This window comes from Microbispora sp. NPDC046933 (genome assembly GCF_040644635.1).
Classification (GTDB): domain Bacteria; phylum Actinomycetota; class Actinomycetes; order Streptosporangiales; family Streptosporangiaceae; genus Microbispora.
This window is the reverse complement of record NZ_JBEYWW010000004.1, coordinates 310915-324084: the sequence shown is the minus strand read 5'-3', so window position 1 is coordinate 324084 and position 13170 is coordinate 310915. Positions and strand designations below refer to the sequence as shown.

Here is a 13170-nt window from a genome sequence, read left to right as displayed (position 1 = left end):
GATCGGTCACTCGATCGACGTCCGGGATCAGAAGTTCTTGCTGCGGACCGTCCAGGGGGCCCTGGCCGCCAGGCCGGAGGGCCCCAGGACGTACGACCGCGCCGTGGCGTTGCCGTTGAGCGTCATGTCGAGGAACTGGACCACCGCGGTCATGCCTTCGCTCATCTGGGCGCCGGTGATGAACCCGACGTGACCGGCCTGTGGCTGCTCGGCCAGCACGGCCGGCACCTGGGCCAGGTCGTAGTTGGCCCGGGTGTTGTCGTAGGCGATGTCGGAGGGCCCGCCGTCGAGGAACATCACCGGGGTGTGCAGCTTGGAGAGCTCCGAGCGCGGGTACCCGAACGAACCGTCGGCGAAGAACCCGCTGTCCAGCGAGACGACGCTCTTGACCCGCCCGTCCTGCGCGGCGACCAGCGCTTCCAGCCCGCCGCAGGAGTGGCCGGCGGCGGCGATCCTGGACAGGTCCAGGCGCTGGTAGAGCGGCGAGCCGGTGCGCGCGTTCTCCCGCTCGGCCCAGCCGATCCCGTCGGTCAGCAGCGACGGGATCGGGGACCCGCTCTGCACCCCGTTCGGTGAGCCGTCGACGGACGCGGTGTCCACCACGACGAACCCGCGGGCCGCGATGAACGTCAGCGCCTGGATCACCTCGCTCCCGTTGGTGTGCGCGCAGGCCCCGTTGCCGAAGACCAGCACGGGCATGGCGCGACCGACGGCCGAGGGGTTCGACGGCCGGAACACGGTGTAGCGGTTGGTGCCGTACGCGCCCTCCCGCGTGACCGGGAAGTTGTTGTCGATGGCAGGCCGGCTCGGCGGCGTGGGGCTGGGGCTCGGTGTGGCACTGGGGCTCGGTGTGGGACTGACACTCGGCGTAGGACTGGGGCTCGGCGTGGGACTGGCACTCGGTGTGGCACTGGGGCTCGGGGTGGGGGACGGGGAGGAGACGCCGCCGGTGCAGGCCACGCCGTTCAGGGCGAAGCTCGACGGCACCGGGTTGGAGTCGTTCCAGCTCCCGTTGAACCCGAAGCCGGCGCTGCCGCCGCTGGGGATGGCGCCGTTGTAGGAGGCGTTGGCGACCGTGACCTGAGAGCCGGACTGGGTGTAGGAGCCGTTCCACAGCTGCGTGATGGTCTGCCCGGCCGGGAACGACCAGGTCAGCCTCCAGCCGTTGACCGGGTCGCCGAGGTTGCGAACGCTGACGCTCGCGCCGAAGCCGCCGGGCCACTCGCTGGTCACCGTGTAGCCGACCTCGCATCCGGTCGTGGCCGCGGACGCGACCCGGGCCGCGGCCACCGTGACGCCGGCCGTCAGCAGCACGGCGGCGACGCCGGCGGACAGCCTCGACCGCCGGCGGAAAGAGCTGTCAGGTCGCACGGGCTTTTCCCTCTCGGAGACAACGGGTGTTAGCGCTAACAACCCCAGGACGCCGATGTCGACGGGTGGTGAGCTCCTGGAGCCGCGAGTCAACCCCGACACAAAGGGGCGAGTCAAGGAGCTTGATATTGCCCTTGGTTTCCCCTCACGCCGTGGAATCCCTGTTGAGCAGGCGCTTCACGGAAGCGTGTGGAAGGCCGGCCGTCAGGACGGCGGTGAATATTTCAGTCCTCCTGCTCGTCGTCGCCGGGGCAGGAGATCACCGGAGGGGCGGGCCGTCCTGCGTCCTCGGGCCGTCCTGCGTCCTCGGGCCGTCCTGAGTCCTCGGGCCGTCCTGAGTCCCCGGCCTGTCCGGCGCCGGGCTGTCGCCCGGTTCAGGATTGCGAGGTTCAGGGCTGCGCGGCTCGGGACTCTTCGGTTCGGGGTCGCGCGGTTCGGGGCTGTGGGACTCGGGGCTGTGGGACTCGGGGCTGTGGGACTCGGGCGGCTCGGGACTCGTCGCCGGGCCTGGACTCTCTCTCACCGGGCCTGAGGGTGACTCCTGCGGCTTCGGGCACCGGGGACCGGAGACCCGCACCTCGGCCTCGCGCGGCCCGCCGGGAGCGGCCGGATCGGTCGTGACGCGCACCCCGAGCACGGCCCTCTTCCCGCAGTCCACGGCGCCGAGGCCGGCGGCCACGGTGAAGGAGTAGGACGTGCGGCCCGAGAGCGTGCGGGTGTCGGCCGCCGCCTCGCGGCCGTCGCGCGTGAAGACGGTGGAGACGCTGACCGGGCCCCTGCCCGTGGCCCGCACCGTCACGGCCGCCGCCTTGCCGTCCCAGCCGTCGATCGCCACGTCCTCGACCTCTGGCGCAGGGCAGGGCGGCCCGGTGAGTTTCCGCGTGCGCGTACGGGTTCCCCCGGATGCGGCCGGGACCGTGGACACCTCGACCCGCCGGTAAACGGTGGTCCCGCAGGCCGGGGAGGGGAAGGGCTGCTGCAGGCCCATGCGGTAGGACGTGGCGCCCCGCAGCGCGATCGTCTGCGGCGGCGCGGCGGCGAGCGCGTCCGGCGACGGCCCGGAGGCGAAACGCGCGGTGAGCAGGACCCGGGCCGCCGTGCTCGCCCGTACGTCCACCGTGACGGCCTGGCCGTCGAACATTGCGATGCCGAGGTCCGTCACCCGCGCCGGCGCCGGTGACGAGGTCGCGCCCATGTGCGAGGGGGTGGGGTTCCCCGGAGGACCGGAAGGTCCCGTCGGCACGGCCGGCCCGGTGGACACGGACGACACCGGCGTGCCGGACAGATCGGGCGGCGTGGTCCCGGCGTTCTCGTCCGGTCCCGCATCGGTCGGTCCCGCGTCGTCCGGTCCCGCATCGGTCGGTCCTGTACCGGTGGGTCCTGTGCCGGTCGGATCGGCATCGGTCGGCGGCGTCTCGTCCGGCGCGGTCTCCGGGGAGTCCGCGGCCGGGGGAAGCGCCGCCGGAGCGCTGCGCGGCGGCGGGGTGAGCAGGGTGTCCTGCGCGACCGGGGTCTGCCGGTTGGCCGCGACCACCGCCGCGATCACGGCGGCCGACAGCACGGCGGCGCCGATGGCGAACCGGGGCGCGAAGCGCGCGAGCCGCTCGGACAGCACGGTCTGGGCGAGGGACGTGGACGCCTCGACCGGCTCGGCCGGAGTGGCCAGGGGGAACGTCAGTGCCAGCAGGGTCGCCAGTTCGGCCAGGTGGCGGCGGCCCCGCTGCTCCCACTCGGGCCCGTACGCGGCCGTCGCGGCGGTCTCCAGGTCGGCGATGAACGCCCGTGCCGTGGGCGGCCGGTCCGCCGGGTTCTTGGCCATACCGCGCGTGACGAGGCCCCGCACCGAGCCCGGCACGTCCGCCGCGGGGATGGGAGCGCCGCGGTGCAGCATGCGCAGCGCCGTCAGGTCGTCGGCACGGTACGGCCGGCGCCCGGTGAGGCACTCGTAGAACACGCAGGTGGCCGCGTAGACGTCGGCGGCCGGGCCGGCGGGCCCGCCGTACCACTGCTCGGGGGCCATGTAGGGCGGCGTGCCCGCGGGGGCCTCCGGCGCGCCGCTCGGCGTCGCGATGCCGAAGTCCGAGAGCTTGCTGGTCCCGTCGGCCTGGATCAGCACGTTCTCCGGTTTGTAGTCACGGTGGACGATGCCCGCGGCGTGCGCGGCCGACAGGCCCGCCAGCGATCCCTTCAGCACGACCAGCGCCGCCTCGGGGCTGGTCGAGCCGTGCTCGGTGAGGATCCTGCGCAGCGAGACCCCGTCGACCAGTTCCATGACGATCGCCGCGCCGTCGCGCGCCTCGACGTACTCGTACAGGCGCACGATGTTGGGATCGTTCAGCTCCACCATGACCCGGGCCTCGTGCCGGAACCCGGCGAGGAAGCGCCGATCCCGCCGCAGTTCGTCGCGCAGGTACTTGATCGCGACGTAGGCGCCGGTGGTCACGTAGGTCGCCAGCACGACCCGCCCGGCGCCGCCCGCGCCGAGTTCGCGCACCTCCCGGTAGCCCGGTACCGACCAGGCGTTCATGACGCCGCCCCCTCGGATAGCCCTGACTCAAGGTCTCACCCGAAAGGGCGGTTGTCACCGGAGCAAAAAAGTCACCTTGCGGATGTAGTCCCGGCCTGCGTGGTCACGTGCCGGGCCGCCCGTACGGCGAGGTCGCGGGCGCGGTCCACGTCCACGCCCACCAGGCGGCCCCCGCGCTTGACGATCCGCCCGCCGACCAGCACCGTGTCCACGGCGGCGGTGTCGGCCGCCGTGACGACCGCGGCCACCGGGTCGTGCACGGGCGCGAGACCGGGGGCTCCGGCGTCCAGGATCACGATGTCGGCCTGCTTGCCGGGGCGCAGCGAGCCGATCCTGTGGTCCATCCCGATCGCGGCCGCGCCCTCGAGCGTGGCCATGCCCAGCACGTCGGACGCGGTGAGCTCCGGCGCCGCCCGTCCGGCGCGTCCGGCCGCGAACGCGGCGCGCATCGCGGAGAACATGTCGCCGGGCACGTCGGTGACCGTGTCCACGCCGAGTCCCGTCGTGATCCCGGACGACCGCAGCCTGCCGGTCTCGGGGTGGCCGTGTCCCATCTGCGACTCCACCGCCGGGGCCACCGAGGCGGTGCCACCGCTGCCGGCGATCAGCTTCAGCGACTCGTCCGGGATGCCGTTGCAGTGCACGAACAGCACGTCAGGGCCGAGCAGGCCGGCGTCGTGGAGCCGCTCGACCGGGCCCTCGCCGGTGGCGTGCAGGCTGACCCGCAGGCCGAGGTCGCGGGCGAGCGCCCAGTCGGCCCGCGCCGCCTCCACCGAGCCGTAGACCGGGCCCCAGGCGGCGAGGGCGGGGGTGACCAGGCCGTCGTCGGACGGCAGGAGCACCGAGCGGACCCGCCGCACCTCGCCCTCGGCACGGTCGGCGTCGCCGGTCCCCCGATGGGCGTAGCCGAAGACCGCCCGCACGCCGGACTCGCGTAACGCCTCGACGGCCGCGTCCGTGTGGTCCGGGGTGAGCTGGATGTGCGACCAGTCGTACACGGTGGTGACGCCGGCGTTGAGCGCCTCGATCGCGCCCCAGAGGTTTGCGGCGTAGACGTCTTCTGGGCGGAACGCCGGGGTGAGGGTGCCGAGGACCAGGTCGAGGTATGCGCCGAGGGTCGCGTCGGCCGCGATGCCGCGCAGCACGCTCTGCCACACGTGGCGATGGGTGTCCACGAAGCCGGGCAGCACGATGCCGCCGGCGGCGTCGATGACCTCGGCGCCTTCCGCCCGGTCGTCCGGCCGCGGGCCGACCGACACGATGACGCCGTCCTCGACGACGACGGCCGCGTCCGGCACGACGTGCGGGCGCGGCTCGGTGTCGACGACGGTGCCGTTGACGATGATCGTTCTCACGAGATACCTCTTTTCCGCATGCTTTTGGTAAAGCTTTCCTGAAAGCTATCAGCGTGAGGGACTAGGCTCAACCTCATGCGCCAGCGGGACCGGGTCGACGAGATGATCGAGGGATGGCGGGCCGAACTGCCGGAGGCGGCCACCGTCCAACTGGAGATCGTCAAGCGCGTCAGCCGGCTCAAGGCCCGTGTCGAGGAGGTCACCCAGGCGGTGCTCGGCCGCCACGGCCTGACGTACGCGGAGTTCGACGTGCTCGCCACCCTCCGCCGGGCCGGTCGGCCGTACCGGCTCAAACCGAGCAGGCTCGCCTCCCACCTGATGCTCACGACCGGGGGGACGAGCAACATCCTGCAGCGGCTGGTCGCCGCGGGGCTGGTGGAGCGGGAGCCCGATCCGGCGGACGGGCGCAGCTCGTGGGTCCGGCTCACGCCGCTCGGCGTCGAGAGGGCCGAGGAGCTGTCGCTGGCCACCACCGAGGCGCACCGGGAACTGCTGGCGGGCGTGCCGGAACCGGCCGCGCGCGCCCTGGCCGACCTGCTCAGGGACGTCCTGCTCGCACTGGGCGACCGTGCCCAGCCCTGACCGCCGCGGCCGGGCCGGCCGGCGTCTGGTCTCTCAGTAGGCGACGCTTATGACGCTGTGGACGGTGCCGCTGTCCTCCAGCGCCTTCAGCAGATATCCGGCCAGGTCCTCCCTGGAGATGAGCACCCCGCCGCGGACACCGTCACCGACGGCGGTGCGGTAGGCGCCCCTGGCCGGCCCGTTCGTCAGGCGGGGTGGTTGCACGACGGTCCAGTCCAGGTCGCGGGTGCGGATCTCGCGTTCGAGCAGCCGGGCGTCCCGGCAGGCCGCCTCCAGGAAGACCCTCCGTACGAGCCGTTTGAGCAGTCGCTGCGGCATCGTGTCCGAGGGCTGGTCGCCGAGCGCGTTCGTCACGGCCACGATGCGGCGCACGCCCTGCCGGGCCATCGCGTCCATCACGTTGCGGCCGCCCTCCGAATAGAGGTTCGTGGGGCCGCGCCCGCTGGGCCCCACGACGTAGACGACGGCGTCGGCGCCCTCCACACCGACGGTCTCCGGCGCCAGCACGTCGCCTCGGCGGACCGTCAGGTTCGGGTGCCGGTCGGTCACCGCCTCGGGCCTCCTCGCGACGACCTCCACCTCGTGTCCCCGTTCGAGGGCCAGCCGGACGAAACGGCGGCCGGTGCCCCGGGTGGCTCCGAAAACGGTGATGCGCACGGCGTCCTCCCCGACACTGGCGTCCGAGCCCTCCACTCCTATGGTGATTGCCCATGCCGCGCAACCTCATCCTGTCCGGGGGAGTGGCCCACGACTTCCCGGCCACCTCAGCCGCCCTCGCGGGCGTGCTCGCCGAGATCGGCATCCAGTCGGAGATCACCGAGGACCTCGCCGGAGCCCTGGCCGCGCCTCCACCGGTCGGCCTGATCACGGTCAACGCGTTCCGATGGAGGATGGACGGCGACGACTTCGCGGAGGAGCGGGACCGCTGGCGCTTCGAGACGCCGGACTCCGTCAGGCGGGCACTGCTCGGTCACCTCGCGCGGGGCGGCGGGCTTCTCGCCGTGCACACCGCCTCGCTCTGTTTCGACGACTGGCCCGAGTGGGCCGGGATCCTCGGCGGCGCGTGGAGGTGGGGCACGTCCTACCACCCGCCGATCGGCCCGGCGCGGGTCCGGCTCGGCGCCGGCCATCCGATCGTCGACGGCCTGGCCGGCTTCGAGGTGATTGACGAGGTCTACACCGACCTCGACGTCCATCCGGACGTGGAGCCGCTGGCGTACTCGGGGGACCAGCCCCTGCTGTGGGCGAGGACCGTGGCGGGCGGCAGGGTCGTGTACGACGCGCTCGGCCACGACACCCGGTCGTACGCGAACCCGGTGCGCCGCACCCTGCTGCGGCGGGCGGCGCGGTGGCTCCTCGGGAGCTGATGTCCGAAGACTCACCGCCCCCAGAGCGTCGCGGCGACCAGCTCGGGCACCAGCGTCTCGGTGAGCAGGGCGACGTCCGGATCGTCGTCGTGGCGGTAGCGCACCGCCGCCGCCTGTCCCTCGACCTCCCCGCCGACGGCCAGCACGCGCGACCCGCGCAGGCGGATCCACTCCATCGCCTGCTCGTCGTAGCGCGACCCCGGGAACAGCACGGCCCGGTAGTCGCAGGTCTTGGTGAGATAGACGTCCACGTGCGCCCAGTCGCCCGTCTCGCACGCGTCGGCCTGGACGCGCGGTCCCTCGCGGAGCATCAGCGCCGACTGCTCGGCCGACGACAGCCGTTCGGCGGGCGCGATCGTGTAGACGCCGTGCGGCCCGTCGAGCAGCCCCACGGCGTCCGCCAGCCACTCCCGCCGCCGCTCCAGCAGGTCGGCGGTGGCCGCCGCGGCCCGCCGTACGAGGCCCGCCACGGCATCGGGGCCCTCGGCGAGCGTGAGCAGGAGGGCGAGCGTGTGCTGGAAGGTCCGGCAGGCGACGCCGCCCCGCTCCTCGCCCGCGAGCATCGGCACGACCAGGTCCGCGCCCTCGGTCACGGCGGAGCCGGGCCGGTTGGTCAGCGCCACGACGAACGACCTGCCCCGATGCCGGGCGAGGGCGTCGAGCGTCTCCCGGCTGCCGCCCGTGGCCGACACGACGACGGCGGCGGTGCGCGGGCCGGGCGGGGTGCCGAGCGCGGCGGAGGCGTACTCCGCGACGGCGTCCACCCCGGCCGCGCGCAGCCGCTGCGCCGCGACCCCCGCCGCGTAGCGCGAACTGCCCATGCCGAGGAACACGACGCGGTCGAACCGCCGCGTCAGCCCCTCGAACGGATCGCCGTCGTCCAGGAAGCCGGCCAGCGCCTCCAGCGCCTCAGGCTTCGTCTCCAGGTCGGCCAGGAAGAGCCCCGCGTCCACATCCATCCCTTCGATTCGTGGTCAGGCGTACCAGGTGCGCAGCACGCCCATCGGCGCGTACCGCCAGCGCTGCAGGTGGCGGGCGGCGTAGATCAGTTCGCGGCACTCCTGCTCGACCTCGAACGGCCGCAGCAGCGACCGGTCGAGCAGGTCGGCGCGGCCGGCCCGCGCGAGCGTCCGCGCGTAGGCCGCCGTCAGGTCCCGGCGCGCCGCGGCGGCCCAGGCGGCCGTCGCGTCCGGGTCGGCGGACCTGCGCCTGACGGCCACCTGCCCCGCGTGGTCCACGCTGGTGGTGAGCTGCGCGAGGTCGCGGGCCGCCGGCTGGTAGGGGTCGCCGTCCGCCACGGTCGGGTTGCCGTCGAAGTCGACCACCGCGTAGCCGTCCCGCCAGCGCAGGATCTGTCCCACGTGCAGGTCTCCGTGGATGCGGATCAGCGGCGTGGAAGGGGCGCAGGCGAGGGGCTCGAGTTCGCGGCGCAGGGCCTCGGCCCGCCCCGCCAGCCACGCGCCGTCCGCGCCGTCCGTCAGCGCCAGGGCCTCGCTCAGCGCCTCCTCGGCGCGGGCCCGCCACGCCTGGGAGCCGGGCGGCGACGGCCGTACGGGGTCGGGGAAGACCGCGGACGGGGTGGCCATCGCGAGGTGCAGCTCGGCGGCGAGGGCGCCGACCTCGGCGGCGAAGCCGGTGCGGCCGGCCTCGGCCTCGTCGACGCACCACTCCCAGCCGTCGCGCGCCTCCGGCAGGTACGCCGTCACCAGGGCGACCAGCGCGTCCTGCCAGTAGACCGCGGCGTACGGCGTGGCCGTACGGGCGAAGCCCGCCAGATGGGCGAGCAGCCCCGGCGCGGGGTGCGGGGCCCGCGAGGGCCGGGGGAACCACTTGACCACCACGGTCTCGCCCGCGATCACCGAGTGGTTGGTCTGGTCCACGGTGATGGCCCGCTCGCCGGGCGGCACCGGTGGCAGCGGCCGAAGCGCCCGCACCGAGAAGGGCGGCGGAGCGGATCCCCGTGCGAGATCGCGCAGGACGCACCCGGTGACCCCGTCGCCGATCTCCAGCGTGAGGACGCCGTCCGGCCCCTCGGTCACCTGAGGCCAGCGGGAGCCGTCCACTCGCCCTCCTGAATGTAAATTCAACAACACAACAAAATTACGACGTTTACGTGGCATCCGAAGTTTTGTCTAGGTTGAGCTATCGTGCAACACTGGCCGCCATTCCTCACGCAAGGGAGCCCCCCCATGACACGTCGCGCGCCCGTCGTCGTGGCCTCTGTTTGTCTGGCCTCCGCGCTGACCGCCTGTAGTGGCGGCGGCGCGGCCACCGACTCCGCGCCCACGGCGCTCAACGCGAGCGCGGACCTATCCAAGCAGAGCCTGACGATCTCGATCTGGGACGGGTACAGCCCGAAGGATCTGCCGGAGCGAGTGAAGGCCAAGCTCGGTTTCGACACCAAGGTGGCCATCCACGACACGAACGAGACGATCATGGCCAAGCTGACCGCCGGCGGCGACAGCGGCATCGACGTGGCGTTCGTGTCCGGTCAGTACGCGCAGGCGCTCAACGCGCAGGGCCTGCTCGAGCCCCTCCACCGCGACCTGATCCCGAACCTGAAGAACCTCTACCCCGAGGCGTCCCAGCTCGCCTACGACAAGGGGAACGTCTTCTCCGTCCCGTACACCTGGGGAACCACCGGGCTGTGCTACCGCAGCGACCTGGTGAAGACGCCGCCGACGAGCTGGAAGGACCTGCTCGAACCGGCCAAGGACGTGAAGAAGAAGATCACGATGATGACCACCGAGCGGTGGCTGGCGCTTCCGGCGCTCAAGCTGCTCGGAGCCTCGGTCAACACCACGGACCAGGCCACGATCGACAAGGCCAAGGAGCTGCTGCTGAAGGTCAAGCCCGACCTGCTGGCCTACGACGACACGACGTTCGGCGACCGGCTCAAGTCCGGCGAGGCCGTGATGGTCGAGGCCTGGGACGGCTGGTGCCCGACGTCGGAGAAGAACATCAAGTTCGTGGTGCCGAAGGAGGGCAGCGACCTCTGGGCGGACACGATGGTGATCCTCAAGAGCTCCAAGAACAAGGAGGCGGCGCACGCCTTCGTCAACTTCATCCTCGAGCCCGACAACCACGGCTGGGTGCCCGCGAACATCCTCTACAGGATCCCCAACAAGGCGGCCATGGACAAGGTCGACCCGAAGCTGCTCGAGAGCTACCCGACGCTGGCGGAGCCGCCGTCCGAGCTGCTGAAGGGTGAGAGCCTGGTCGACCTGGGCGAGGCCTCCACCGCGTACACCCGCCTGTCCACCGAGGTCTCGGCGGCGCAATGACGGCCCGACAGCCCGCCCGCCTTCTCGGGAAGGCGGCCGGCCGCGTCGCGACCATGGGGCCCGGGTTCGGCTTCCTGACCGTCTTCATGCTGGTCCCGCTGGCGCTGGTGCTGAGCTACACCGTGTTCCGGCGGGGCCGGTTCGGCGGGGTGGTCTACGAGCCGACGGGGGAGAACTTCACCCGCCTCGCCGACCCGCTCTACCTCGACGTGGTGATCGGGTCGGTGAAGCTCGCGGCGATCACGACGCTGCTCGCCCTGCTGCTCGGGTACCCCACGGCGTACCTGATCGCGAAGCTCCCCGCCCGGTGGAAGGTGATCGCCCTGGTGGCGGTCGTGCTGCCGTTCTGGACGAACTTCCTCATCCGCACCTACGCCTGGATCGTGCTGCTCAACTCCGAGGGGCCGGTGAACTCCGGGCTGAAGGCGCTCGGGCTGGGGCCGGTGGAACTGCTCTACACCGACGGCGCCATCGTCGCCGGGCTGCTCTACGCCTATCTCCCGTTGATGATCCTCCCGCTGTATTCGGCCGTGGAGAAGCTGGACCCGGAGCTGCGGGAGGCCTCGGCGAACCTCGGCGCGCGGCCCGCCAGGACGTTCTGGTCGGTCACGCTCCCGCTGTCGCTGCCCGGCGTGCTGACCGGCTGCGTGTTCGTGTTCGTGCCGAGCCTGGGCAACTTCGTGATTCCGGAGCTGCTCGGCGGCGGGCGCCGGATCATGGTGGGCAACCTCATCCGCGACCAGTTCCTCAAGGCCCGCGACTGGCCGTTCGGGTCGGTGCTGGCGCTGGCCGTGATCGCCGTGCTCGTGCTGCTGCTGTTCGCCCAGGCGTGGGCCGCGCGGAGGGCGGGGCGTGGTGCGTAGTAGACACGGCTGGCTCCGGCTGCCCTTCTGGCTGACCTACCTGTTCCTGTACGCGCCGATCGTCGTGCTCGTCGTGATGTCGTTCAACCGGAACAAGTCGCCCTACACCTGGGGTGGCTTCTCCCTGGACTGGTACGGCAGGCTGGCGGAGAACGACTCGATCCGCACCGGGCTGGTGAACACGCTGATCGTCGCCTTCGGCTCGACGGTGCTGTCCACGGTGCTCGGCACGCTGCTCGCGGTCGGCCTGGCCCGCCACACCCGCTCCCGGCTGCTCGACGCCCTCTCGACCCTGCCCGCGATCCTGCCCGACCTCGTCATCGCGATCGGACTCCTGGTGTTCTACTCCACGATCAAGCTGACGCTCGGGCTGCACTCCGTGCTGATCGCGCACACCGTCTTCGGCATGGCCTTCGTCACGGCCGTCGTCCGGGCCAGGCTCAGCGGGATGGACACGTCGCTGGAGGAGGCGTCCCGGGACCTCGGCGCGGCCCCGCTGACGACGTTCGTGAAGATCACGCTGCCCACGCTCGCCCCGGGCATCGTCGCGGGGGCGCTACTCGCCTTCACGCTCTCGCTGGACGAGTTCGTGATCGCGTTCTTCACCGCGGCTCCGTCCGAGCCGACGCTGCCGATCGTCATCTACTCCATGGTGCGGTTCGGCGTGACCCCCGAGATCAACGCGCTGGCGACGCTGCTGCTCGCGGTGAGCTTCACCGTCGTGATCGTCGCGCAGCGCCTGACCAGACTGACCGAGGCACTGCGATGACACTCATATCCATCGACGGCGTGAGCCGCCGGTTCGGCGAGGTGACCGCCCTCGATTCGGTCAGCCTCGACATCCGGCAGGGCGAGTTCTTCGCCCTGCTGGGGCCGTCCGGCTGCGGCAAGACCACCCTGCTGCGGATCCTCGCCGGGTTCGAGCAGCCGGACACCGGCTCGGTGCGGCTCGACGGGGCCGACCTGCTCGCGATCCCCGCGCACCGCCGCCCGGTCAACCTCATGTTCCAGTCGTACGCCCTGTTCCCGCACATGAGCGTGGAGAAGAACGTGGCGTACGGCCTGGAGCGGGAGCGGCTGCCCCGCGCGGAGATCCGGGAGCGGGTCGCCGCGGTGCTGGAAACCGTCGGACTGGCCGCGCAGGCCCGCCGCAGGCCCCACGAGCTGTCGGGCGGCCAGCGCCAGCGGGTCGCCCTGGCCAGGGCCGTCGTCAAGCGCCCCCGGCTGCTGCTGCTCGACGAGCCGCTGAGCGCCCTGGACAAGAAGGTCCGGTCGGAGATGCAGCTCGAACTCAAGCGGCTGCAGCACGAGGTCGGCATCACGTTCGTCGTGGTCACCCACGACCAGGAGGAGGCCATGTCGCTCGCCGACCGGATCGCGGTCATGGACGGCGGCAGGGTCGAGCAGGTGGACGCTCCCGCGGACCTCTACGAACGGCCGCGCACGCCGTTCGTGGCCGGCTTCATCGGGGCCAACAACCTCTTCACCGGCACGGTGCAGGAAAAGGGGCTGGAGGTGGACGGGCTGGGCCTGCTCCCCGCGCCCGAGGGACCCGTGGAGGGCGGGACGGCGATGCTCGCGGTACGGCCGGAGCGGATCCGCCTCGACCCGGTCACGGAGGATCAGGCGGTGCTGCGCGGCCGGGTCGTCGACGTCAGCTTCTACGGGGGTGTCTCCCACGTGGCGCTGAGCCTGGCGGGCCACGACCGCAACCTGCTCGTGGCCACGCAGGGGCGGGCCAGGGTGGAGACCGGTGCCGAGGTCGTCATCTCATGGGACGCCGACGACGCCGCCCTCATCCCGATGCCCTCGTGACTGACG

The 13170-nt window shown here is 72.3% G+C and carries 12 protein-coding genes; 6 read left to right on the top strand and 6 right to left on the bottom strand.

The genetic code is table 11. The features are described from left to right. Positions 1–27: 27 nt before the first annotated feature. From ABZ857_RS07830 to ABZ857_RS07820, 3 genes are all read right to left on the bottom strand, one after another. Positions 28–1371, bottom strand: coding sequence for a cellulose-binding domain-containing protein (locus ABZ857_RS07830; RefSeq protein ID WP_357039226.1), 1344 nt, complete (start codon positions 1369–1371; stop codon positions 28–30). Positions 1372–1630: 259 nt separating this feature from the next. Further along, complete coding sequence (locus tag ABZ857_RS07825; RefSeq protein WP_357039223.1) at positions 1631–3898, bottom strand: protein kinase; 2268 nt, start codon at positions 3896–3898, stop codon at positions 1631–1633. A 71-nt stretch (positions 3899–3969) separates the two neighbouring features. Then, positions 3970–5253: an amidohydrolase family protein gene (locus ABZ857_RS07820; RefSeq protein ID WP_357039220.1), complete on the bottom strand. Its 1284-nt coding sequence runs from the start codon at positions 5251–5253 to the stop codon at positions 3970–3972. Positions 5254–5328: 75 nt separating this feature from the next. Here ABZ857_RS07820 and ABZ857_RS07815 point away from each other — a divergent pair, with 75 nt between their 5' ends. Continuing rightward, the gene (locus ABZ857_RS07815) at positions 5329–5835 is read left to right on the top strand and encodes a MarR family transcriptional regulator (protein ID WP_357039217.1); all 507 of its coding nucleotides are present in this window, start codon (positions 5329–5331) and stop codon (positions 5833–5835) included. 33 nt (positions 5836–5868) lie between these two features. On the opposite strand, the gene ABZ857_RS07810 is transcribed toward ABZ857_RS07815, so the two are convergent. After that, positions 5869–6492, bottom strand: coding sequence for an NAD(P)H-binding protein (locus tag ABZ857_RS07810; RefSeq protein WP_357039214.1), 624 nt, complete (start codon positions 6490–6492; stop codon positions 5869–5871). A gap of 53 nt (positions 6493–6545) precedes the next feature. On the opposite strand from ABZ857_RS07810, the gene ABZ857_RS07805 reads away from it, so the two are divergent. Continuing rightward, positions 6546–7202 carry a ThuA domain-containing protein gene (locus ABZ857_RS07805; protein WP_357039211.1) on the top strand — a complete coding sequence of 219 codons (657 nt, stop codon included), beginning with the start codon at positions 6546–6548 and terminating at the stop codon, positions 7200–7202. Between the two features lie 11 nt (positions 7203–7213). Here the strand turns inward: ABZ857_RS07805 and ABZ857_RS07800 are convergent, their stop codons facing one another. Both ABZ857_RS07800 and ABZ857_RS07795 read right to left on the bottom strand, forming a co-directional pair. Then, positions 7214–8161: an SIS domain-containing protein gene (locus ABZ857_RS07800; RefSeq protein ID WP_357039208.1), complete on the bottom strand. Its 948-nt coding sequence runs from the start codon at positions 8159–8161 to the stop codon at positions 7214–7216. Positions 8162–8176: 15 nt separating this feature from the next. Next, complete coding sequence (locus ABZ857_RS07795) at positions 8177–9265, bottom strand: hypothetical protein (RefSeq protein ID WP_357039205.1); 1089 nt, start codon at positions 9263–9265, stop codon at positions 8177–8179. Between the two features lie 126 nt (positions 9266–9391). Between ABZ857_RS07795 and ABZ857_RS07790 the strand changes: the two genes are divergently transcribed. Genes ABZ857_RS07790 through ABZ857_RS07775 form a run of 4 tightly spaced genes read left to right on the top strand, consistent with a single transcriptional unit; the run spans position 9392 to position 13164 of the window. After that, positions 9392–10486, top strand: coding sequence for a spermidine/putrescine ABC transporter substrate-binding protein (locus ABZ857_RS07790; protein ID WP_357039203.1), 1095 nt, complete (start codon positions 9392–9394; stop codon positions 10484–10486). Beyond that, on the top strand, positions 10483–11349 hold the full coding sequence (locus ABZ857_RS07785; protein WP_357039200.1) for an ABC transporter permease: 867 nt from the start codon (positions 10483–10485) through the stop codon (positions 11347–11349). The genes ABZ857_RS07790 and ABZ857_RS07785 overlap by 4 nt, the downstream gene beginning before the upstream one ends. Beyond that, positions 11339–12118 (top strand): ABC transporter permease, encoded by a 780-nt coding sequence (locus ABZ857_RS07780; RefSeq protein WP_357039197.1) that lies wholly within the window; start codon positions 11339–11341, stop codon positions 12116–12118. The genes ABZ857_RS07785 and ABZ857_RS07780 overlap by 11 nt, the downstream gene beginning before the upstream one ends. Beyond that, positions 12115–13164 (top strand): ABC transporter ATP-binding protein, encoded by a 1050-nt coding sequence (locus ABZ857_RS07775; RefSeq protein WP_357039194.1) that lies wholly within the window; start codon positions 12115–12117, stop codon positions 13162–13164. The genes ABZ857_RS07780 and ABZ857_RS07775 overlap by 4 nt, the downstream gene beginning before the upstream one ends. Positions 13165–13170 lie beyond the last annotated feature (6 nt).